The sequence below is a fragment of the Leptospira idonii genome, assembly GCF_004770995.1.
Lineage (GTDB): Bacteria > Spirochaetota > Leptospiria > Leptospirales > Leptospiraceae > Leptospira_A > Leptospira_A idonii.
The window spans coordinates 127372-150125 of the sequence record NZ_RQHW01000042.1 but is presented as its reverse complement, the minus strand read 5'-3'; the positions used below and the strand labels follow the sequence as shown (position 1 = coordinate 150125).

General features: G+C 41.9%; 21 protein-coding genes and 2 tRNA genes. 8 read left to right on the top strand and 15 right to left on the bottom strand.

Annotated features, from left to right (window positions below):
• Nucleotides 1-53: 53 nt before the first annotated feature.
• Nucleotides 54-935, bottom strand: coding sequence for a formylglycine-generating enzyme family protein (locus EHS15_RS11205; RefSeq protein ID WP_135760655.1), 882 nt, complete (start codon nt 933-935; stop codon nt 54-56).
• Between EHS15_RS11205 and EHS15_RS11200 the strand changes: the two genes are divergently transcribed.
• Nucleotides 919-2394: a M14 family zinc carboxypeptidase gene (locus EHS15_RS11200; RefSeq protein WP_167884214.1), complete on the top strand. Its 1476-nt coding sequence runs from the start codon at nt 919-921 to the stop codon at nt 2392-2394. The two genes, EHS15_RS11205 and EHS15_RS11200, sit on opposite strands and share 17 nt — an antisense overlap.
• Before the next feature lies 1 nt (nt 2395).
• Here the strand turns inward: EHS15_RS11200 and mazG are convergent, their stop codons facing one another.
• The gene (mazG, locus tag EHS15_RS11195) at nt 2396-3241 is read right to left on the bottom strand and encodes a nucleoside triphosphate pyrophosphohydrolase (protein ID WP_135760653.1); all 846 of its coding nucleotides are present in this window, start codon (nt 3239-3241) and stop codon (nt 2396-2398) included.
• 86 nt (nt 3242-3327) lie between these two features.
• On the opposite strand from mazG, the gene EHS15_RS11190 reads away from it, so the two are divergent.
• Entirely contained in the window at nt 3328-3855 is a 528-nt protein-coding gene (locus EHS15_RS11190; protein ID WP_135760652.1) for a DUF6580 family putative transport protein, read from the top strand.
• A 30-nt stretch (nt 3856-3885) separates the two neighbouring features.
• Here the strand turns inward: EHS15_RS11190 and EHS15_RS11185 are convergent, their stop codons facing one another.
• Genes EHS15_RS11185 through EHS15_RS11170 form a run of 4 tightly spaced genes read right to left on the bottom strand, consistent with a single transcriptional unit; the run spans nt 3886 to nt 8829 of the window.
• Nucleotides 3886-4836: an alpha-L-glutamate ligase-like protein gene (locus EHS15_RS11185; RefSeq protein WP_135760651.1), complete on the bottom strand. Its 951-nt coding sequence runs from the start codon at nt 4834-4836 to the stop codon at nt 3886-3888.
• Nucleotides 4833-6422 carry a 7TM domain-containing protein gene (locus EHS15_RS11180; RefSeq protein WP_135760650.1) on the bottom strand — a complete coding sequence of 530 codons (1590 nt, stop codon included), beginning with the start codon at nt 6420-6422 and terminating at the stop codon, nt 4833-4835. The genes EHS15_RS11185 and EHS15_RS11180 overlap by 4 nt, the downstream gene beginning before the upstream one ends.
• A gap of 1 nt (nt 6423) precedes the next feature.
• Nucleotides 6424-6999, bottom strand: a complete 576-nt coding sequence (locus EHS15_RS11175) for an ATP-dependent zinc protease family protein (protein WP_246052097.1) — start codon at nt 6997-6999, stop codon at nt 6424-6426.
• Nucleotides 7000-7020: 21 nt separating this feature from the next.
• A complete protein-coding gene (locus EHS15_RS11170) occupies nt 7021-8829 on the bottom strand; it encodes a chloride channel protein (protein WP_135760649.1) in 1809 nt (602 codons plus the stop codon).
• A 104-nt stretch (nt 8830-8933) separates the two neighbouring features.
• Here EHS15_RS11170 and EHS15_RS11165 point away from each other — a divergent pair, with 104 nt between their 5' ends.
• Together EHS15_RS11165 and EHS15_RS11160 are read left to right on the top strand one after the other, a co-directional pair.
• Nucleotides 8934-9650, top strand: a complete 717-nt coding sequence (locus EHS15_RS11165; RefSeq protein ID WP_246052095.1) for an LIC10920 family plasminogen-binding lipoprotein — start codon at nt 8934-8936, stop codon at nt 9648-9650.
• Between the two features lie 12 nt (nt 9651-9662).
• Complete coding sequence (locus EHS15_RS11160; RefSeq protein ID WP_135760648.1) at nt 9663-11873, top strand: 7TM diverse intracellular signaling domain-containing protein; 2211 nt, start codon at nt 9663-9665, stop codon at nt 11871-11873.
• Between the two features lie 17 nt (nt 11874-11890).
• Here EHS15_RS11160 and EHS15_RS11155 read toward each other — a convergent pair whose 3' ends face one another.
• Genes EHS15_RS11155 through EHS15_RS11140 form a run of 4 tightly spaced genes read right to left on the bottom strand, consistent with a single transcriptional unit; the run spans nt 11891 to nt 14979 of the window.
• Complete coding sequence (locus tag EHS15_RS11155) at nt 11891-12832, bottom strand: polyprenyl synthetase family protein (protein WP_135760647.1); 942 nt, start codon at nt 12830-12832, stop codon at nt 11891-11893.
• A gap of 12 nt (nt 12833-12844) precedes the next feature.
• Nucleotides 12845-13738 (bottom strand): transglutaminase-like domain-containing protein, encoded by an 894-nt coding sequence (locus EHS15_RS11150; protein WP_135760646.1) that lies wholly within the window; start codon nt 13736-13738, stop codon nt 12845-12847.
• A gap of 58 nt (nt 13739-13796) precedes the next feature.
• A complete protein-coding gene (locus EHS15_RS11145; protein WP_135760645.1) occupies nt 13797-14609 on the bottom strand; it encodes a transketolase in 813 nt (270 codons plus the stop codon).
• A 4-nt stretch (nt 14610-14613) separates the two neighbouring features.
• A complete protein-coding gene (locus EHS15_RS11140; protein WP_425460641.1) occupies nt 14614-14979 on the bottom strand; it encodes a hypothetical protein in 366 nt (121 codons plus the stop codon).
• A gap of 115 nt (nt 14980-15094) precedes the next feature.
• On the opposite strand from EHS15_RS11140, the gene EHS15_RS11135 reads away from it, so the two are divergent.
• Nucleotides 15095-15169, top strand: a tRNA-Thr gene (locus tag EHS15_RS11135).
• A gap of 9 nt (nt 15170-15178) precedes the next feature.
• A tRNA-Tyr gene (locus tag EHS15_RS11130) sits at nt 15179-15260 on the top strand.
• Here the strand turns inward: EHS15_RS11130 and EHS15_RS11125 are convergent.
• The 5 genes from EHS15_RS11125 to EHS15_RS11105 are packed head-to-tail and all read right to left on the bottom strand — an operon-like array spanning nt 15261 to nt 20807.
• Nucleotides 15261-15743 carry a hypothetical protein gene (locus tag EHS15_RS11125; protein WP_135760643.1) on the bottom strand — a complete coding sequence of 161 codons (483 nt, stop codon included), beginning with the start codon at nt 15741-15743 and terminating at the stop codon, nt 15261-15263. It lies immediately after the preceding tRNA gene.
• Nucleotides 15740-16693 carry a hypothetical protein gene (locus EHS15_RS11120; RefSeq protein ID WP_135760642.1) on the bottom strand — a complete coding sequence of 318 codons (954 nt, stop codon included), beginning with the start codon at nt 16691-16693 and terminating at the stop codon, nt 15740-15742. Before EHS15_RS11120 ends, EHS15_RS11125 begins: the two co-directional genes overlap by 4 nt.
• A gap of 41 nt (nt 16694-16734) precedes the next feature.
• Nucleotides 16735-19368, bottom strand: coding sequence for a transglycosylase domain-containing protein (locus EHS15_RS11115; RefSeq protein WP_135760767.1), 2634 nt, complete (start codon nt 19366-19368; stop codon nt 16735-16737).
• A gap of 31 nt (nt 19369-19399) precedes the next feature.
• Nucleotides 19400-20260: a ChaN family lipoprotein gene (locus tag EHS15_RS11110; protein WP_135760641.1), complete on the bottom strand. Its 861-nt coding sequence runs from the start codon at nt 20258-20260 to the stop codon at nt 19400-19402.
• Nucleotides 20261-20264: 4 nt separating this feature from the next.
• On the bottom strand, nt 20265-20807 hold the full coding sequence (locus tag EHS15_RS11105; RefSeq protein ID WP_281277628.1) for a glutathione peroxidase: 543 nt from the start codon (nt 20805-20807) through the stop codon (nt 20265-20267).
• A gap of 27 nt (nt 20808-20834) precedes the next feature.
• Here EHS15_RS11105 and EHS15_RS11100 point away from each other — a divergent pair, with 27 nt between their 5' ends.
• Nucleotides 20835-21707 (top strand): nucleoside phosphorylase-I family protein, encoded by an 873-nt coding sequence (locus tag EHS15_RS11100; protein WP_135760639.1) that lies wholly within the window; start codon nt 20835-20837, stop codon nt 21705-21707.
• Nucleotides 21700-22692 carry an SPL family radical SAM protein gene (locus tag EHS15_RS11095; protein ID WP_135760638.1) on the top strand — a complete coding sequence of 331 codons (993 nt, stop codon included), beginning with the start codon at nt 21700-21702 and terminating at the stop codon, nt 22690-22692. The genes EHS15_RS11100 and EHS15_RS11095 overlap by 8 nt, the downstream gene beginning before the upstream one ends.
• The last annotated feature ends 62 nt before the right edge of the window (nt 22693-22754 follow it).

Sequence of the window (22754 nt, the reverse complement as noted above, 5' to 3'; positions counted from 1 at the left end):
CATCCGAAAAAAAGAAGGATCAGCAGAGAAGAAAAAATTTGTTTCATGATGATTTATAAACTCTTGGCGCATCGAAAACCGAAATGATGGTATTCAGGGAAGTTTTCAGGAACATGAGGTCTTCGATAAGAACCTCTCGCCATAGATCCGGGCCACCACCAAGAACCTCCCTTAACGATCTTCTGGGTGTGTCCCGAACAAACCTGACTTCCGTTACATGGTCCTTTCGGATCAGTTCCGGAACAAAACTCTCCGCATTTTTCGTAGGAAGGGGAATACCAGTCAGCAACCCATTCCCAAGAATTGCCCGCCATATCGTACAATCCGTAAGCACCCGCAGGACGTGAACCCACGCTCAAAGTAGTCATCGCCTGCGGTTTCTCCGTCTTGGTTGTGGCACATCCCTTCACACTGTCAATCTCAATCACCGCTAAATTACAATTTGCCGATTGGTTTCCCCATGGATAAAGATTTCCCTGACTTCCCCGGGCGGCTTTTTCCCATTCCGCTTCCGTTGGCAGCCTTTTTCCCGCCCATTCGCAAAACTCTTTGGCAGTGAACCAACTAACACCGACAACAGGCTGCAAAGGAGCCTTATAGGGGTTTCCATATTTGGGACCGATGTAATCGCATTGACCGGAACTCAAACAAGACATGCAGCTGCCTGCGTTCAGGCATTCTTCGAAAGCCTTATTCGTTACTTCGTAAACATCCATATAAAAGTCACTTACAGAAACGATGGATTCAGGCTTCTCGTTGGCTTCAAAGGAATTACTTCCCCGCACAAACTCTCCCCCAGGAATGCATTTCATCTCTGCGATTTCCACACCGTTGCAAGGGAGAGGGCTTCTAACCTCTGTTTTACATTGGGGGAAAAGAAAGATTGCAGCAAAAAAGAAAAAATTAGATAAGGAAGGAGTGAAATGCGTTTTCATTTTGTTGGTTCTTCAGATGTTCAGCTGCATCGGGTTCGTAAAAAGACAGACTCTGCCGCAAAGCCCTTTGGGAGATGTCTCACAATTTACGATCGCATCTTTCCCACACACTAGATTGAATGAATTCCAAATTTTAACCAATCATAAAATTCCCATTCGTTACTCAGAAGGCGGGAAACATTATGTTTCGTTTACGAAACAAGATTGGGACTTATCCTATAAAAATTACGATCTGTTTACGAAAGAACCCTCCGACCTAGGCTTCAAATACATTTCCGGGAACGAAGAAACACGGATTGAAAAAAAACATTTCGAACTCTCCGATATTTTGCAGGGCTACAAAGACAATACGTTGAACCAACGTTATCTGAAAAAAACAAACGAATCGTTTCCTCACTTCACACAGCTCTACGTTTTAGGAGAAACGAAAGGCAAACAGAAACTATTCGCATTTCGAATGACCGATTTATCCGTTGAACCTTCCAGTAAAATTCCTGTGTTATTTCATTGTTCCCTTCATGCAAACGAAACGATCACGACGGAACATTGTTACGACATCATCTATCAAATCTTAAGCTCGAAAGAATCAACGGCTAAATATCTTTCCAAATTGGACATTTGGATTCTTCCAATCGCAAATCCTGACGGAGCGGAGGCTTTTTGGAATCAATCCCATCTATTAGGGCGTAAAAACAATCGAGAGGACAACGGGAACGGAGTGGATCTGAATCGAAACTTTCCGTTCCATTGGGGAAAATCGGGAAGCAAATTCTCTTCCCAATACAAAACGAGTCCCTACTATCGGGGAAAAGAAGAAGCTTCCGAAGAAGAAACAAAAATGTTGATTCGTTTGGCCGACTCACATAGATTTGTTGCCTCTATCGGTTTTCATGCTTATGCAAACAGCCTTCTCATCCCCTATTCCATCGAATCTTATACGAACCCGAATCCCGATTTGGCGAAACTTATGGCGGATAAAATCGTAAAAAACGTAACATCCTATCACCCTGAAAAAGAATTCACCGCAAAGAAAAATTTATATCCTGTGGATGGAGTCGATCAGGACTTTTTGTACTTTCGTTATGGAACTCTTGCGTATGTATTGGAATCTTCTCATCTAAACCCTGATTATGCGCAAGTGCCTGGAATCATCTCAGGGTTTCGTCCTATCTGGCAAAACCTTTTGAATGAACTCATTGATTCCAAAAAAATATGGATACAAATCCAAGACGAAGAAAAAAATCCGGTTTCAGTCGAAGTGCGTTTGGAGAACTTACAGTTGTTTCATGGAGAAAATAGAACGAGCCATCCGAACACGGGAGTATTTTTTCTGCTTTGGGACGATTCTCTGAAAGGAAAAATCTTTTTGGAAAAGGATGGTTACGAAAGCTTACAATTGGATGCGGAATCCTGCTTAGGAAACGTTCCTAAAATTATAATCATGAAACGAAAAAAATAATCTACTTCTTCAACTGTTCTTTCGCTTGTAGCCAAAGAACATCCAACTCTTCCAAAGATTTTTCTTTCATCGTTTCTTTTCTGGTATTCAAAATCCCTTCCAAAACATTGAATCTTTTTTCGAACTTTTCGTTCGCCTTTCTCAAACAAGTCTCCGGATCGATGGACAAATGTCTGGATAGATTCACCATCAGGAAAAATAAATCCCCAAGCTCTTCCTCCACTCTCTCGTCATAAGGAATTTTTTTTTGCTTTAAGGAACCGGTTCGATCCATTTCTACCTTTAACTCAGAGATCTCTTCCTGAAATTTATCGAAAATCCCTTCCAATTCATTCCAATCGAATCCTTGTTTGGCGACTTTGCTCTGAATTTTTTCAGATCTTTGTATCGCAGGGAGAGAAAGAGGAATCCCATCGAGGATTCCAGGGTCTTCTGCGTGGTAGGTACCACGTTTTTTCTCCTTTTCCCTCTTTTTGATTTCATCCCACTGCCCCAACACCTCCTCTCCGGAAGAAAGAGCACCGGGAACCTCATAAACATGAGGATGGCGGCCCACTAATTTTTCCACCACCTCATTCACAACATCATCCCATCCGAAAGCGCCTCTCTCACTTGCCAATTGACAATGGAACACAACTTGAAAAAGAAGGTCACCCAACTCTTCCCTCAAATGAGGATCGTCTTTTCTTTCGATGGTATCTACCACTTCGTAAGATTCTTCCAAAAGGCAAGGTATGACGGAATGATGCGTTTGTTCTTTGTCCCAAGGACAGCCGTTTTCGCTTCTCAGATCGGAAGCCAGTTGGAGTAAATTTTGGATGGGAGTTCCCAGACGAGGAGGCAGCATTTCCTTTCATTTTTACAGAGCCTGGGGAGGGGCAAACTGAAATTTTCTCTTGCCCGTACCCGTGGCAGTTCCGACCCTATCCGTATATGTTCCAATCACGCATCTCGGTTGCTATCCTTATGATCCTTGTGGCTGTTGCCAGCCGCATTCTGCCGCATCCGCCCAATTTCAACCCTCTGATGGCAGTTTCTCTTTTTTCAGGGGCTTACCTTTTGGAAAAAAAATGGGCCTACTTCGTTCCTTTAGCAGCGATGTTGATTTCTGATCTTTATTTCGGACTCCACGATCTTCTTCCTGTAGTATATATCTGTATGGCTGGAATTGTGTTTTTGGGAACAAAACTTTCCCAGAACAAAACTTGGAAAAAAACTTTCGGTTACACTCTATTCAGTTCCGTTGTTTTCTTTTTAGTTACTAACTTTGCAGTATGGCTTACGTCTGGGATGTATCCTTTGAATGGGGAAGGTCTTGTGACATGTTTCACTCTTGCCGTTCCTTTCTTCCAAAATTCCGTAGCAGGGGACCTACTCTTTACAGGAATTCTTTTCGGATCTATGGCTTTCTTAGAAAGAACTCATTTCAAAGGAGAACTAGTTAAGGTAAAATCCAACTAGTCTACTCGTTTTATAAATCTTAGGCGGTGCTTATAGATGCCGCCTGGACATCTCTACCCTTTCTTCAATCGATCTCTTCACTCCAGAAGTCTCTTCCACCCAACGTAAAGCGCTCATCAGTCCTTTTTTGTTTGCGATTTGAATTCCGAGTCCCGGTCTCGCATTCATTTCCAAAAGCAAAGGCCCCCTTCTTTCATCCAAAACGATATCGACTCCCAGATAGTTCAAGCCGGACAATTCGTAACAAGAAGCGGCCAAATGCAAAATCTCCTTCCAAGAAGGTAAAATTCTTCCCTCCAATCGTTGTCCTGTATCTGGATGTTCCGGAATGATTTTGTTTTTATGAACCACGAAACTCAAAACCCCATCCTTTAAATCCACTCCTACTCCGATGGCGCCTTGGTGAAGGTTGGCTCTTCCTCCCGATTCCTTAGTGGGAAGACGAAGCATAGCCATAACAGGATAACCGCAAAAAACGATCACACGTATGTCGGCAATCCCCTGATAACTGATTTCTTTAAAAAAAGAATGAGCGGTAAGACGTTCTTGCAGGATGGCTCTGTCCGAATTTCCATCTAACGAATACAAACCGGACAAAATCCCCGAGATATGATGGACCAATTCCTTATAGATCATCTCTCTTCCGCCGACTCGATGATAGGTGGGAATTCCGTTTTCATCCCAAGTGGTTTTGTCTATGACCAAAATCCCGTTTCCCATGCCTCCGTTGGCAGGTTTAACGACAAAGGAAGATCTGTCTTTCAAAAGCAAAGGAACATCTTTGACCCTACCGAATTCATTCACCATGGCATAATGTTCCGGCATTGGAATTGCATTGGAGGCGGCAAGTTCCGCCGTGAGCCATTTATCATCCACAAGAGGGTAGTTTTCTCTGGGGTTATAAGGAAGAATGAACTCCCCGATTCTGCGATTGATTCCTAAGATTCCCGCCTCTTTGAATTTGCGGAGAAAGGAAATCATTTTCGAAAGATCTCCTGGAATCGAAATAACTCCGTCAATCTATACCCTTTGTACTGACCTAATAGAAGCTGGATGGCAATCACGATCAACAGAAGTTCCGGATGAGTGAAAAACAAAATCTGCAAGGAAGAAAACAAAAACAAAGTATATGTGATGAGTGCGATGAGAAAGGTCCCTCCCAAGGTGACCAAGGTATTGGCAACACCTTCCTCGATGATCATAATGGAGAACCTTTCGATAAAAATAGTAGTGATGACGATAGGAAACAAAGTAACACTTAAGTTACTGAAGAGAGAAAGGTTTTCGTTTAATATGGAGAATACGATCAAACTTAAAACAGTGATGGTAAGTAAAATGGAAAGTCTAGGCACCGCCAAAAGATAGAATCGATCCAAGGCATATCTTTCCAAAAATCCGAGCAGAATCATCGCAGTAAAAAACACCATCCCGAAAAGAAGGCTTGTTTCCCAAAAGAACATGGAAAGAAGTATGGGAGTGAAAATTCCGAAGGTAGGAACTCCGATCACGTTTCTCGCAAATGCAAGCACCAACGCACCGATAGGAATCAAAATCACCACTCGAAATAGATTTTGCAAAGGTGCGGGAAGCGTATAAAGAGAATAGTATTTAAGAAAGGAATGAGTACCTGCAACTTCCTCGCTGTATTCCTTAAAATTATAACGATTCACACTGGCGCGGGAAGCATAGGCCGTATAACGAAGAGTTTGTGATTCAAAACCTAACTCTCTTCTTTGTTCTACCGATTTCCAAAGGGGAATCAAGTTCTCCGCTCTGCCTGCGAAAATCTCCTTGGAAGTGGAAACATAATACCATTTCCCATTCAAAGAAATCTCATTCCAATAAGAGATTTTCACCTTATTGTCTTTCGATTTTTCGGCGACCTTTTGCAAATCGAATCCTGCCACGGTTCGAACAGGGATCTCTCTCATACGGCACAAAAGGGAAAACAACATGGATTTGGAATAGGAATTGCCCTGTCTTGTCAAAAGGGTATCCACAAGTTTCACTTCTTTCTGAGTGGTGGGAACCTCTTCCGAAACGAAGTAGAAGATTTGTTTGGCGGCACGCAGCTTATCTTTGTCGTAAGGATGGATGGATTGGAGAATTTTTTTGGCTTCTTCCAACTCCCTAGGAAGATACCCGTTTAAAGCGATATAATCGATTTGTTTTTCTGCTACTTTTTTGGAAGTGTCCGGTTCCGGATCGATATGCTGATAGGGAGAAATTTGAATTTTAGCGTAGTATCCGATAGGATTCGAAACTTCCCAATCCTCCCCTTCCCAACTTCCCAAATGACCGTATTTATTCTTTGTTAAGTGGAATTCTAAATCCTGGTTCTGGCTGTTCCACTTTTGAACCTTCGCTTGCTGGAAGTTTTTAGGAATGGGAAAACTCACTTCCGAATAGGCTACATTTTCCTTAGGATAAATCAAAACCTGGAGATTCCAGGTGTCTTCGATAGGTAAAGGAAGAAGAGATAAATCGGCGACCGCCAATTTATAAAATAAAGATAAAATGGGAACGATGACAAGAATGGAAAAGAAGATAAGGGTCTTTCGATCCATCTCAATCACCCAACGCATGGGACAAGGAAACGTCCACTAGAAACTTACCCATAAGAAAATTTCGACCGACTAAAAAAGGATAGGTGAGATTGGTTCGATCATTGAGAGTCAAATTGACTTCTTCCGAAACTTTTCCCAGTTTCAAAGTTTCCCGAATCACAATTCTAGTCTCCGCTTCTCCGCAAGTACCTACCACTTTGGTCTCGTTCAAGTATTTGCTTTTCACACGGAACAACTTCCCTTCATTATTAAAGGTATCGAAATAAACGTAAGTTTCCCCGTTTTCCACTTTCTTTTCTACATTCACTGCGTGGATAGAACAAGTCTTAGCTCCCGAATCGATGCGGGCACGAATCCTCAATTTCCAATTGGGAATTTCGATCCATTCCACTCTGCCGATGATGGGCTTCAAGTATTGGGGAGGAATGATAATGGGTTTGCTATGGGGATCGGGCTTTTTTTCTACTACGGTTTGTCTGGATAAGCAGGCGGAGAGGAAAAATAAAGAAGCCAAAAAAAGTAAAATTAATCTATGTCTCATCGCCTTCTTACAAGTTCTTTCAAGAACTGGATTCAATCCACCGCTTTTTTCTTTGATTTACTTCTTTCTGGAATAGAGACGAATCTCTTCCTGATAAGCGTTGAACAAATCGATATAACGAAGATAACCCAAACATTTCTTAGACTCATCTACCACGGCGACTTTATCGACATCGTATTGTAATAATATCCTAAGCCCCGTCCCCAAACTATCGGAAGGGGAAACGAAAGGAACATCTTGCACAATTTCATGGCAGGTGATCAAATTCTGAAGATGTTCTTCGAACTCCGGCAGGATCCGATTTTTTCGTAAAGAGACCATTCCTTTGTAAGTCTCCCCTTCTCCCACAAGAATGAAATCGCTGGCTTGAATTCCGGGAGCCTGGGACTGCAATTTTGTCAAAGGAAGATCCTCCGACACCATCGCATATTTACGGAACTCGGAAAAATGTTGGGAGATTTTGATTCGATCCATGATGTCTTGGTTCATATCCCAATGATGGGAAGGAGATTCGAAACGGTTCCTCACCTGATTGCGATAGATAGACATCTTATTGGAGAGAATGGCGGCAAGCACCGCAACGATCATCAAAGGAGGAAGAAGTTCATAACTTCCGATCATATCGCAGACCATCACCATTCCTGCGATGGGAGCTCTAGCCACTCCCGCAAAAAAAGATCCCATCCCCACAAGCATAAAAGGAAACACTAATATATTCCAATCGGGAAACAATATCTGAGACATGGAACCGGTAAAAGCACCTAACATTCCTCCTATGAAGAAAGAAGGACCTAGCAGCCCTCCGGAACTTCCGGAACCTACGGTGAAGGATGTGGATACGATTTTAAAAAGTGCGATGGAAAGAAGAAACATAGGACCGGAAATTCCGAAACGGAATGAACGAATGTCTTCCCCATCCACCATTTTTTGCAAAAGACCGAAGCCTGATCCCAAAACCTCAGGAAAAAAAAGAGCGATCATTCCCACCACCAAGCCACCGATTGCCGGTTTATAATAATTGGGAATGTTCATTCCTCCGAATAAATCTTGGACAAAATGATAGAATCGAACAAAAACATACCCTATGGCAAAACAAAGAATTCCCATCGCCAAATAGATGGGAATATGTCTGTAGTCGTTCAATGTATATTCTTGCACTTCAAAGATGGAACCTCTTCCTGCAAGACTCGTATAAGTAAGATAAGCGGTGACGGAAGATAAAATACAAGGAACCAAAGAATCGCTTTCTATATCTTCCTTATAAACCATCTCTACCGCAGTGATCGCACCACCTAACGGAGCACGAAAGATAGCTCCCAATCCTCCTGCAGTCCCGGCAAGCATCAAAGTGCGTCTGGCTCTGGCCCCCACTCCCAAAAGAGACCCCAAGCTGGATCCGAAACCGGCACCGATCTGTGCGGTAGGCCCTTCTTTTCCGCCGGATCCACCGGTACCCAAAGTAATGATGGTCACCAAAGCCTTGTAAAAGGGAACCTTTCCTCTGATTTTTCCTTCATTATAGTGAAAGGAATGAATGAGAGAATCTGTTCCTCCTCCCGCCGCTTCCGGGCAGAAAAAATAAGTGATGAGTCCCGCAAGAAGCCCACCTAATGCAGGTAAAATGAACAACCAAAGATTGCTCAAGGAAGAAGCAGGAAAATCGAAATGGAAGAAACGGTCTCCTGCTGGAACTCCAGGATCAAACCCGATCAAAGTCCCGAAAGTAAAACTTTCCGTATATGCTAAGATGAAGTTGAATCCATAAGCACCGAAACCGGAAATCAGTCCGATGAGAAGCGAGTAGACATAAATGGATCTTGGCCCCTGGACGGAAAACAGGGAACGAAGGTTGATTCCAAAAACCATATATAGCCATGGTTCCCAAAATCCTCTTTTTTTGCCAAAGAAAAACAAAAACCGATTCCTAGAATGCTCTTGACCGAAGATCAGGAAAAGCTGATACTTACCCCATGTCCTCTACTAAATTGCTATTTTTAGCCTGCCTTACTCTCACTTTCTTTTTCACAGGCTGTAGCACGAAAGATCAAAATAAAACAGAGCTGAACTTACTCACACAGCTTCTGGATGGATCACAATTTTTCACGGGAGAAATCGATACGGACGTAACCACGAGTTGTGGAACAGCGAGTCCTGCGACAAGTACAAGCACCACCGGCACAACAGGTACCACAACTTCTACGTCCTCTTCTACGACTCCAGGCACCAAATTTTCTATCGTATCGATCCTAACTTTCAAGACCAGAGAAACCCTCAGCATGAGATACACCTATGACTACATGCAGACAAAAGGTCCTCTCAATACACAGCAAGGGTTCATCCTAACAGGAGGGGCTTTCGGAAAAACGGCAACGGGAACTCTAGGTTCCGTAGGTTGGTCAACCAACGGAATCAATATCAACGTAAACCTGACAACCGGTCAGGAAATTCCCAGCTTCGATATAGAATTGAACCTCAACGGATACTATACTGAATCCAGCACAAGCACAACGACCAGCACATGTACAACTTTAGACAATGTCAACTGTACCGCTGCAACCAGCACAACGACAACCACTTGTTATACGATCAATAACCAAACTTGTTATGTCGCTGCCAGCGGAAGCGGAACTCCGATCCAAATCCAAGGCAAAGTAAAGTGTTATGCGAAAAACGTGATCGCACAATAACTTATAGGTAAGTTGAAGTACCTCACAACCTTACTTTTCTTTTTTCCTTTTTTTCTTTCCGCACAAACCATCAGTTTGGTCACCTCCCCTGTCAATGACAGGGAAGAGGTATCCCTAATCAAAAGTCTATCCGGGGCAATTCTTGAGCCGCATAACAACCCTGATTTTTATTTCGGCTTCACGGACAAACCCATTTGGTACAAAGTAAGCTTTCCTGAAACCTCAGAATCTCCTCGTTACTTACGTTTGGGAAATCCTTTGGCAGGAGAGATCGATTTTTACCAGCTAGAAGGTTCCAAAATAGTAAACCGTTCCATATCTGGAGTGTATCGTCCTTATCATAAAGAGGACATCTACATTGCCGGATTCATATATAATGTAAGTAAAAAAGGGGAGTATTACTTCAAAGTCAGGAACGAATCGATCCATAGACTTCATTTCGAAGTGATGAGTGCGGAAGAACTTCATACGTTCACAAGACAGACATTAAACTTACAAGGTTTTTATTTGGGAATCACATTGCTCGTGGTTCTGATCGCATTCACGCAATGGAGTTTCATCAAAGAGAAAATTTATCTTTATCTTGCATTCTCCGCAGTCACAATCAGCATCACAAACGCTTATCTATCCGGATTTTTATACGTTTCTTTTTTTCCGGAAAATCCGGAGTTCAGCAGACAAGCATCCCTGTTCATAACACTGAGTCCTATCGCGCTCATCCTATTCTTTAGAGAGTTTATGCAGACTAAGATTCTTTTCCCTTATGTGGATAAGATCCTAAAAGTTTATATCTATCTGATGCCTCTCACTTACTTGGTAAACCTATTCGGTCTTCAGATGTATATGAAGCTGATGTACACGAACAATTTGATGATGAGTTTGTTCGCGATCGGCTTCGGGATTTATTCCATCTTCATCAAAAACAAACAAGGGATTATACTTTTCTGCGGATTCATCCTCAGGCAGATAGGTTCCTCAATCGTAGTAGTGATGCATTTAGGAATCATTCCGAACAATCCGTTCACTTCGTCGGCAAACGAGATAGGAATCGCCTTACAAATGGTGATCTATATCGTCGCCATCTCAGAAATCAACGTTCGGGTTCGTCGTAAAAAAGAAGAAACCATCCGCAGGCAAAATCAAAACCTGGAAAACATCATCTTTCAAAGAACTAGAGAACTGAGAGATCAAAAAACACATTTGGAAACGACTCTCAACCATCTTCGTGCCACTCAGAACCAATTGATCTATTCCGAAAAAATGACCGAGTTGGGAAAACTCATCGCAGGTGTGGCGCACGAATTGAACAATCCTCTCAGCGCCATCAAAGCCTCTACGGAAACCCTGCTCGAATCGAATCAGAGTGGAACGGATGAATTAGATCGTTCCAGAAAAATACTCTCTGAACTTTCCGAATCGGAAATGCTCGCTCTCAAGGAACTCATTTCAAAAAACAACGATTTCGGATTGGTGGCAAGTTATACTGAGAGAAAAGAAAAAAAGAAAACTCTGAAAAAAAGCCTCAGCGAACATGAATTGGATTTAGATGAAAGCACGATAGAAAGATTTCTCGACGTGGGACTTGACTCTCCTACGGAAAAGGACCTGCGCCTCTTGCAGGATCACAAACACAATCTGATCGAATATATACTCAGTAAAAAAAACGAAAACCTTCATTTATCCATTGTTAGAATTGCAGTGGACAGAGCCTCGAAAATCATTTCCGCTCTTAAAAACTTTTCGCGTAATTCCAAATCGGAAGAAAGAAGAATCTTCACACTGGTAGACAGCATAGAAACGGTACTGACCATCTATCAGTACAAAATGAAAGGCAAGGTATCTTTAAAGAAGACGTTTTTATCGGACGCCACCATTTTAGGATGGCCCGAAGAGATCATTCAGGTTTGGACCAATATCATCCTCAATGCATTACAAGCGATGGAATACAAAGGCAATCTGATCATACTCACCCAAAAGAAAGATTACCATATAGAAACTAGAATCATAGACAATGGTCCGGGGATACCTCCAGAAATTCAGAAAAAAGTATTCGAACCTTTTTTCACAACAAAAGAGTTAGGTGAAGGAACGGGAATGGGACTCGACTTAACAAGATCCATCGTAAAAAAACACGAGGGAACCATTTTTTTTCAATCAGAAGTAGGAAGAACGGAATTCATCATCACTCTTCCCGCCATCGACTTCATAGAGATGAACACTTAAAGTAAAATAGGTAGAATCTAAGTCAGCTTGTCTAATTGTTCTTGGAAGAGTTTTTTCTCGGAAGATTCAGGGTATTTGGAAAGAAAGTTTTGGAAATATTGTTTTTCTTTTTTGAACTCATCCACAAGAATCGATTCTATCTTTTTATCATTTAACATAGACAAAACGAGAGATTCGTCCTGTTTGGATCTTTCTTCTTTGGAAAACAGGGAATTGATTTCTTTCACTTCTTTGGAATTCGATTTTTCTCTCAAAACCAAAATCGGATACGTGAAGAGTCCGTTTTTGAAATCTTTCAAAAATTCTTTTCCGCTGTCTTTGGAACTGTGGAAATAATCCAAACAATCGTCCTTCTTTTGAAAAAGTTTCCCCAACCTAACACCAAACTCGGACAAGGCGGAGCATTCTTTTTCGGAAAGACCGGCGAGTCTTCCCGCACTTTCCGTACAAGCACCGAATAACGATGCCGTTTTTCCATAAATAACAGAATCGTAGATTTTTGGAGTGATCTTAGGATTTTTTTCCCATTCCATCTGCAAAAGTTCACTGACAGAAAGATCTTTCAAGACTTGGGAAAACAAACCCATGATCTTAGGATTTCCCAAATCGTTTAATCTTTGAATTCCGCAAGCGAGAAGAAAATCTCCCGCTAAAATAGCAGTTTTGTTTCCGAATTTGGCGCCTACCGTGGGTTTACCTCTTCGAATCACAGCATTATCTACCACATCATCATGAAGCAAACTTGCAGCATGAATGAGTTCCGCTACGGAACCAACATCTAACCACTGCTTGCCTTCATAATTCAAAAATCGGCAAAAAAGATAATGAGTGACCGGACGGATTCTCTTTCCACCGGACTCGATCACATAGGCTTTTATTTTTTTTAGGACAGGAAGGTTTTCCCCGATGATAGAATATAAATTTTTATCGAATCGGGAGATTACTTTTGCAACGGACATAAATAAAAAATTTTACTCTGCCGGAGTGGAACGGCTTTCCAAAATGGAAAGTTGGTCTTTGATCAGAGTTTCCATTTCTTTCGACTGCTTTTCTCTGTAGATATGAATCAAATTGCGGCACATTCTTTTGATCATGGAAAGAGTGCTGGCTTTGGTGAAGTATTTAGGAGAGAGAGGATAACCGTTCGCTTCCAAAAACTTTTCACAAGTAAAACGATCCAGGAGTACTCCTCCGTGAAAAGGATCAATATAAGTAAAATAAGAGCCGGATTCGTATTGCAGCAGAAAATGAAGAGGGAGATTGGTTCCGTAAAGAGGAAGCCCCAACCTTTGAGCAACTAACAAATAGACAACGGAAAGAGAAATGGGAATTCCCAATCTGCTTTTCAACACATGTTGAAGATAGGAATTGGAAGGATCGTTGTAGTTTTGAATGTTCCCTACAAAACCTTCTTCCTGATAAAGAACTTGGCAGAGGATCTGCACCTTCATTTCTTCCGTAAGATGAGAAGAGTGTTCGTCAAAAAGTTCGGAAATCCTAAGAGCGATTCGATCCAGCTCTTTTTTCATTTCCATATAACTTTGATTAGGGAAACCAAGACTGGAAAGTTGAACTACCGACTCTTCCAAATCCTTGTAGTGACCGGTGTTTCCTCTTAAAGTGAGTTTATAAAAACTATGACGAATGCGATGACGAAAAAGTTCGGGGCCGATATTGCGAGCTTGCACTCTAAGGAAAGGATCTTTCACTTCTTCTGCCGCATCCTCAACAGACATCTGCCAAGGAATGCGAGAAGCGATCATCTTGAGTAAGAATCTTTTCTTTTCCGAAGGAGCAATTTCCCAATCGTAAAGAAGACGAGTTATGTCGTCGGCTGAAAAATTAGGATGATGTCCCTGTGCCATGCAAGAATATTTAAACTTACATTTCCTATGTCAATCGAAGAAATTAAAGAATCAGGAATTAAGCAAGCTCCGCAAGAGCTTGTGCTTCTTGTTCCTTGTTTGGCGGCGTTCCATGCCATTTCGCTTGATTTTCCATATAGGAAACTCCCTTACCGATCACAGTTCTGAATACGATTAAGGTAGGAGAACCTGTATGCTCTTTCGCTTTTTCGAACGCTGCAAAAATTTCTTCCATATTATGTCCGTCTGCATCAATGACATTCCAGCCGAACATTCTAAACTTTTCATTCAGAGGTTCCAACCTCATTACTTCTTCCGTGTTACCGTCGATTTGAATGAAGTTTCTGTCCATAAAAGCGATCAAATTGTCTACTTTATAGTGAACCGCTGACTGAGCCGCTTCCCAAGTCATCCCCTCTCCGCATTCACCGTCAGAGATACAAGCATAGATTTTATGATTTTCTTTTTTGAGTTTTGCACCGAGTGCAAGTCCGGTAGCGACAGATAATCCTTGTCCCAAAGAACCGGAACTGGATTCAATTCCCTTCATGTATCTTGTAGAAGGATGTCCTTGTAGATAAGAATTGATTCCTCTGAAAGTAAGAAGGTCTTCCACAGGGAAATAACCGGAAAGCGCCATAGCTGCATAACGAACGGCACAAACGTGACCATTGGATAAAATCAATCGGTCTCTTTCCGCCCATTCAGGGTTTTTAGGATCATGATTTAGTACTTTAGTATATAGTGCAGCGTAAATATCCGCAAGACCCAATGGACCACCCGGATGCCCGGAGTTAGCGGCAGTGACCATTTTGATCACTTGAATTCTGATGTCTTTTGCAAACTTTTTTGCGGAATCAATTGCGCTCATAAAATTACCTTACAGGATAAGATTGAAATAAAAATAAACCGGATGCATACACCAAGGTATATAAAGGCAAAAAGACAAAATGCAGCTTTACATGCAATTTTCTTTTTCTTTTGATCCCGGAATATGCCATTACGAGCATCATCACCAAAGCCACAGCGGCCCAAAACCTATGGATGTGGATGATGTATTGAGGAGCCGCGGAAAAAACGGAATGTTCTTCCAGACCACCAAACAAATATTTCATGGAAAGCAGATAAACTGCGGCGGTCAGATTAAAAAAAACACCGCTCAAATTCGAAATTCTATGCCACTTTAGGCTTTTTTTCCTGAGAAAATACCCCGAGTAAAAGCAGAGAATCGAAGCGCTCATCAGGCTATCGATCAAAAATAATGCCACGTACGACCATGATCACTCACTTCTTTAAGACACAAAGTGAATTTTTATTTGACCTTAGACCGTTTTCCCAAAAATTGGAAAAGCATACGCCGCCTTAGCTCAGTGGTAGAGCAGCTGTTTTGTAAACAGCCGGTCGGAGGTTCAAATCCCTCAGGCGGCTCCATATTTCTTCGGGTAGGTACTCAAGTGGCCAACGAGGGCAGACTGTAAATCTGCTGACTATGTCTTCGAAGGTTCGAATCCTTCCCTGCCCATTATTCTTCCAAAGCCCAGCTTCCGGGCTTCGTTCTCAAATAAAAATAAGCTTTATCCTTTCGAATCGCCTGCACAAGTAACTGTTGTTTCATTGTGGCAACAAAAGAAAGAAGAGTCAGTTTTCCATAACCAGGTTCTTCCCATTCCGGAAAAACCTGCTTTCCGGAAGAGCCGTAAAAAGCGAACTGCACTTCTTCATTTTTTTCAGACTGCAAAAATAGACCGATGGAATCCGCCAAAACATAGGTCTGCAAAGAATAACATTCCTTCATGTTCGGTTTGTTTTTTCCGAATACCTTTCCCTTTTCCGATTGGCAGAGAAAAATTTCGTCCGTCTTCATTTCAGGGAGAAGTAATACCTTACTCTCATCCGAAAGAGAAAGAAGTTTGTTCTGAGGAGATAAAGAATGAGGAAAAAATAAAATTCCCGCCGCAAATAGGGATACAGTTCCTAATATAAAATATCTTCTTTTCAGATTCATTGCCATTTTTCCAAACTGGAATTTACCTTCTGAAAGAATTCTCCGCCCTCTCTCGCTCCTAAAGAAGAAAGACTAGGTTGGATCTCTTTCAAAAACTCTTTGTCCTTTTTTGTGCAGATCAAGTAAAAGATTTGGCCTACTTCTTCATTGGGAGAAGGAGGGAAATTATAATTTTGACATACTTCACTGAAGTTTCCACCTAATGCAAGTGACTTGGCAGTCTCCATCTTGCTTCTTTCTCCCCAATGAAAGGAAGCGCTCATCCTAAAGTATCTTGCGGAAGCATCGTAATCTCCCAAAGCGCGAAAATAAAGGCCCAGCAAATACAATAAATCGGACTTAGTAGGATTATCTTTGTCCGCTTCCATTCCCACGGAGTTCAGATACTCTTTCCCCTTTTCCGGATTCAATTTGATGTTCACCACTCCTTCGTACAATGGAGAGGAAGAAAGAGAAGGATCTTGTTCGAACATTTTGGCAAGAGTTTCGTATTGTTTTCTTTTATAAAGAATGATGTAGGTGAATTCGAAAAGTTTAGTCTGACCTGCGGAATGCAAATGATCCAAAAGGTCTTGAAACGAATCGGGTTTTGCTTTGATCGCCAAAACATAAACGTTCGTCAGATCGGAATAAGAAAGAGGTTTGTAGATCTCGGTTAGGCTTTTCCAAATCCACGCCTTTTCCTTAGAGGGAATGATAGAAGAATACTTCGAACCTAAAAGAAGAGCTTCTATGATCTTATTGTGTTTTTTATAGAGATAAAACAATCTGCTTACGGAAGCCTTCTGCATCTTAGAAGAGTTAGCTGAAGACAGGGATGATTCATAAATAGGAATAGCGAATAAAGTACTCACCTTCTCCATCTCATAGGCTTTTTGGAATTTATTGGAATCGGCGGGAACCGAAGAAACGAAAAAAAGGGAAAGGCAGAAGGAGAGAAAAATTTTCATAGAAGCCGATAGATAAATCTAGGATGGGTCGAATTTAATTTCTAGAATAAATTTTTCATCAAATCCCTATTTTCCAGAACGGGAAGTTTGTGATCTTCGCTGCAAATGCCTGCAGGAGGGTAATCGGAAAGATAAAGTTCGGAAACAGCTCCTGCACAATTCGGCCCTGCTTCTTTCCCGGACAAAGGACAAATTTTATAAGGTTTGCTGTAAATAGGAGGAGCAAACTCTCGTTTAACGAGAAAATGATTTTTGTCGATCGTATTTACGATTTCCCCCCAAAGAGGCGCTGCCAAAGCTCCTCCCAGTCCGCTTCCCCCCATTCCGAATTTAGGATCATCATAACCGATCCAAACAGCAAGAGACAATTCAGGTCTTGCTCCCACAAACCAGGCATCTTTATAATCGTTCGTAGTTCCTGTTTTCCCGACCAGATCTCCCGCATAACCTCCGCTCCTGACTCCGCTGGCTCGACCACTGTCTTTGAGTAGAGAGATCATTACTTCCGCAGTGTCCGGACGAATGGCTTGTCTTTCTTTAGGAACTTTCAATTTGAATTCGTCCACTTCATCCGTTTGATATAAAACCACTCCTCTGGCATTCGTGATTTTTTTGATCAAGAAAGGTCTTTTGATCGTTCCTTGATTCACAAAGGAAGTAAAAGCGGAAGCCATCTCCAAAGGAGAAATTTCCAAAGAACCTAGAGCTAAAGAAAGATCCGCACGAAATCTAGATTTTTTTTCGGAAACATCGGGAAAGAAAAACTTAGTGAAGTAAGTTTCGATCCCGCCTGCTCCTAATCTTTCCGCCACCTGAACTGCCGCAGTGTTTTTGGATTTAATGAGTGCGGTACGAAGTGAAATTTCTCCGTCGAAAGTTCCTCCCAAATTATCGGGAGACCATTCCTTTCCGCCACCTCCTCGGTAATAAAGAGGGGCGTCCAAGATGCGGCTTCCCGATTGAATCACTCCCGAATCTATGGCAGATGCATATAACACTGCTTTGATGGAACTTCCGGTTTGACGACGCATTTGAACGGCGCGGTTGAATTGGTTTTTACTGTTGAATTCTTCTCCTCCGTGAAGAAAAAGAATTTCCCCCGTTCCCGGCTGGATTCCCACGACTGCGGCCTGGACTCCTATGTTCTTACCGCCTTCGTTGATCTCTCCTTCCCAAAAAAATTCATTCAAGACCCCAATGTCATCAAATCGTTGTTTGATTGCCTTTTCTTCGGGAGTACCTGCAAGTTTACGAACTAATTTCTTTTGAATTTTTCCGGATTTAACCGCCCTAGAAAGATAATTTCTTACGGAAGGGCCGATGAACTCTTGGATGCTTCGATCCAATGTAGTCTCCACGGTATATCCGCCGCTTTCATAGATGTTTTTGTCTCCTTCCAATACGGACAACATCGAGCGGATGTGTTCCGTAACGTAAGGAGCGATATCCTGCCTAGCACCAAACACTGTTTCGTTGGGAGACCTAGTGGAGAACTGATGGTATATGGAAACGAATTTTTCCTTCTGCAAGTTAGGATAAATCCCTCTATTTCGGAACATCGCTAAAATCGCCCTTACCCTTCGATAGGAATCTTCAGGATTTTTCAAAGGGGAAAATTTATTGGGCGCAGAAGGAAGAGAAGCCAAAAGAAGGATCTCTTCTCTGGACAATTCCTGAGGATTTTTATGAAAATAGAACTTAATTCCCTCTCCGAATCCGAAAGCTCCATGCCCCAGATACACATGGTTCATATAGGTTTCCAAGATCTCTTCCTTGGAAAGAAGGGACTCCAATGCGAAAGCCAACTGGGCTTCTCGTATTTTTCTTGTTAGACTTTTTCTTCTGTCATCAATGATGATTCTCGCCAACTGTTGAGTGATCGTGGATGCACCTTGTTTATAACTTAAGTTTGCGATGTTTTTGGAAAAAGCGCGAATGATTGCGAAATAATCGATTCCCCCGTGGGAGAAAAATTTTTGATCCTCTATATTCAGAAGTATGGAGACCATATCCTCCGGATAGTCTTGCAATCGTAATGTGGAAGTTCTTTTTTGAAAGATCTCACTCACTACATTTCCGTTTCGATCCAAAATCTTAGTAGGAACATTTTTGGACAATTGAACGAGAAGACCGGGGATTTCTTTTTTAATTTGAAATACACCTGCGATGAAATAGGCGAATACCAAAATGAACAAAAACAAGCCGAAGGCGGTGGCTCCGAAAATGAATTTTAAAAAGGAAAAATCGCCGTTTGTTTTTTTCTGTTTCGGATAAGAAACCTTATTCTCACGAAACCAAAGAGGTTTCTTTTCTGAAGGAGGTTTGATTTCCCTTCTTTTAGGAAGACTCTCTTCTCTAAAAAAAGATCTCTCTTCCAAAGGAAGTACCTTTCTTTCGAACAGCGGTTTGGAAACGACAGGAGGTGTTGTTGTCTGTACGGAAGGAACGGGAGGAGAAGATTCTAAAATTTGTTCCTGCCCGATGATTGTCTCCCGTTTGGCGGCAGCAGGAAGGATACGGTCTACGGAAAATTGGTAGTTATCGAACTTCAGCACCGCCTTCTCTTTACAATGAGCACAAGTTAGTTGAAAAAGTCCCGACTCAGGAAGGGGCTGGGGAAGACGGGATGCCTTGCTGCAATGAGGGCAAATGTATTTGGGAGAAGGGATGCTGATATTTGCCTGCATAGAAAACTCTATACTCTGTTTATCGGCGTTTTGTCAAAATTACAAAATCAGCTATTTTCTCAAAATTCGACTCTTCTTCTTTTCCTTCCGGAAAAGCGGAAATCACAAGCACCTTATGCCCCATTTTCTTCAATCGGAAAGCAATTCCTCCCTCAAAATCACTGTGAAACCTGCCATTGAGGTGCAAAACCTTCCTTCCTGAACGGTAAATTTCCCTGGAAATCGACTCCGCCATCCCTTGGTCCCACATAAATTGGGATAAAATCATATGTTCCGGGTTGGGCCCTTGTCCTTTTTCATGACCTTGAAACAAGGAACGAAGACGCGTGAGATAGTCGGGAGAAATATGAAGACCTAAAGTATATGCTTCCGGCAAAAAACGATGCGCTTCTTGAGAGAAGTCCATATAGGCGACGATTCCTTTGCGCGCCAACGCATTGACATAACGTCTGGGGGGATTCGCACAAACGACAGGACTGTAGGTTTCTTTCGCATGTTTGACCAAAGGAAAATAATCTTCCGTAAAATTTTTCCAATGAAAGGTGGAAGTGAGCAGATGTTTTTCGGAGATCACTCCTTTGATGTATTCGTCTACGATTGTTTGTTGGTCTTTCTCCAACATCTCCAAACTGAGAGAAGTAGGTAGAACTTCCGTCAACCTGCGAAAGAACTCCAATTGTGCTCTATGACCGGGAGAATCATCATGTTCTTCTCCCCAAAGGATCACATCGAAGGATTCCGCTTCTTTTAAAACGGATTCCCAAGACACCTTCTCTTTGGTTTTGGATTTCCAAATTTGAACGTCCCCTTTCCCTTCTCCGTCAGCGAACAAGAGAAAGGGAAACAATAGAAAAAAGAAAAAAGAAAATTTACGACTCATTCAATTATAATACACTTTCGATCGCTTTTTTCAATTCTTCACTTTCCGGTTTCACTGCGGAACGAAAACGAGACTTCACGTTTCCATCTTTATCGATGAGAAACTTTTCAAAGTTCCATTGCACATCCCCTTTTTCAGGAGCGTTGTCCGTAAGAAATTGATAAACAGGATCTTTCTCCGTTCCCAATACCTTCGTTTTTTTCATGAGAGGAAAACTCACACCGAAGTTCAACTTGCAAAACTCGGCAATTTGTTCTTCCGTTCCTGGTTCCTGTGCACCGAAATCGTTGGAAGGAAATCCGATGATCACAAGGCCTTTTCCTTTGTAGTCTTGATAAACTTTCTCCAGCCCGTCGTATTGTGGCGTATAACCGCATTTAGACGCAACATTGACGACCAGAATCGGTTTTCCCTTGTAGGAAGAAAACGGGACATCCTTCCCGTGAATGGATTTGGAACTGAGATTATAAAACGACATTTTTTTCTCTCCCGAATACAATGGTATGCATAATAAGATAAGCATTACCAGCAAAACTTTTCTTTGCACAATCCTACCTCCTAAAACTATTAGACTATGGGAGCCCTATTTTTTGCACTTAGTTCCGAAGCAAAACCTTGGATAGATGCTTTAGGTGCAAAGCCGGACAAAGAACAGGGACATTTTCGTTTTTACAGCACGGATGAACACTTCCTTGCCGTAACCGGAACCGGAAAAATCCAAATGGCTCTGGCTGTAGCAGAGTTGGCAGGAAAAATTCCCAAGGAGAAAAGGAAAGGTTTTCGCATCTGGAATTTGGGAATTGCAGGATCGGCACTCCCTTCTCAGAAACGGGGGGACTTTTTTTGGATTCATAAAATCAAAGATTTTTCCAGAGGATTCGAATTTTTCCCGGAACGATTGGAAACTTTTTCCCTTTCCCGAGAAGCCCACCTAACTACATTTGATCGACCGATCGCCTCTTCCCGATTTTCCGAAATAGAAACTCCTTTTTTAATTCTCAAAGAGGAAGAGATCGAACGATTAGAACTCATTGATATGGAAGGGAGCGGTTTTTTCGAAGCCGCTTCGATTTACTTCGAGTTGGAACAAATCCAGTTGGGTAAAATCGTTTCCGATCATCTGGAGGGAAAATTCTGTCGTCCAGAAGATGTCTCCGAGCTGATGAAGATCCATCTCGATTCCTTGCTGGCAGACTTCCTAAAAACAAACATCCTGAGAAAGGAAGATGTGCTTTCCTCTTCGGAAAAGGAGTTTTGGCAGAAAGAAGGAGAAAAATTAAATTTCACAAAATCGATGCTAGTTGATTTGGAGAAATCGATTCGTTATTATAAACTTCGTTTTCCGGAAAGGGAAATTCCGAAGCCTCCTTCTTCCTCTAAGGAAAATCCTGAAAAGAAGGATGCAAAAGAAATGTTCTGCCTTTGGATGTCTTCTCTTCATGTTTAAACCCTACTCTCATATCTATGTGGAAGAGAAAATTCTGGATCATTTCAGAACGAAAGAAATTTTATCCAAATTCAAATCGGCAACTGTCATACCTATCTCTCACTATAAGGATGTATTCAATAAAAGAGGACAGAACTTCCGAGCCCAAAAACTTTCCCCCAAACTTATATTAGCCGAAAAAAAAGAGAACTATCTTTATCCTGGCAGTAATTTTTCTCCCAGTTTCGATCATCCTCATTTTTATTACAACACTCTGGCATTGAATTGCATTTACGATTGCGATTATTGTTATCTGCAAGGGATGTTCCCATCCGCTAATCTTGTTTTTTTTGTGAACTGGGAAGACTTCTTCTCTGCTACGGACGAGTTTCTGGAAAAAAATAAATCGTTGTATCTGGCTCTCTCTTACGATACGGATCTGCTTGCTACGGAATCCTTTTATCCTGCCAGCAGAGCCTGGATTCGATTCGCAGAAACAAGACCCGATCTTCTTTTGGAATTAAGAACCAAGTCCGGAAATTATGCATCCATCCAAGACATCAAACCCATTCCCAATTTAATTTTAGCTTGGACCGTAAGTCCGGACTCCATCGCCAAACAAGTGGAGAAAAAAGCACCCGGCACAAAAGGAAGATTAGACTCCGCCGCAAGGGCGATCCGAGACGGTTGGAAGGTAAGGATTTGCCTGGATCCGGTTCTTTTGGAACCGGATTGGAAAACATCCTACAGAACACTTTTCGAAGAAATGCGGGAACAGATCGATAAAGATATGTTAGTTGATATTAGCATAGGAAGTTTTAGAATGAATTCCGATTTCCTGAAAACAATCCAACAAACAAGAAAAGATTCCGCACTTTTATATTACCCCTTTCACAGAAAAGACGGAGTTGTGTCCTATCCCGAGAAAGAAAATGAAGAGATGTTGGATTTCATACGCAACCTATTTTCTTCCTGGATTCCTTCCGAAAAAATCAAATGCAATTGATCGGGAAACCGATTTGTTCCGCCCTTGAATTTAGGGAAATCGTTACAATCCGTACAAGATCT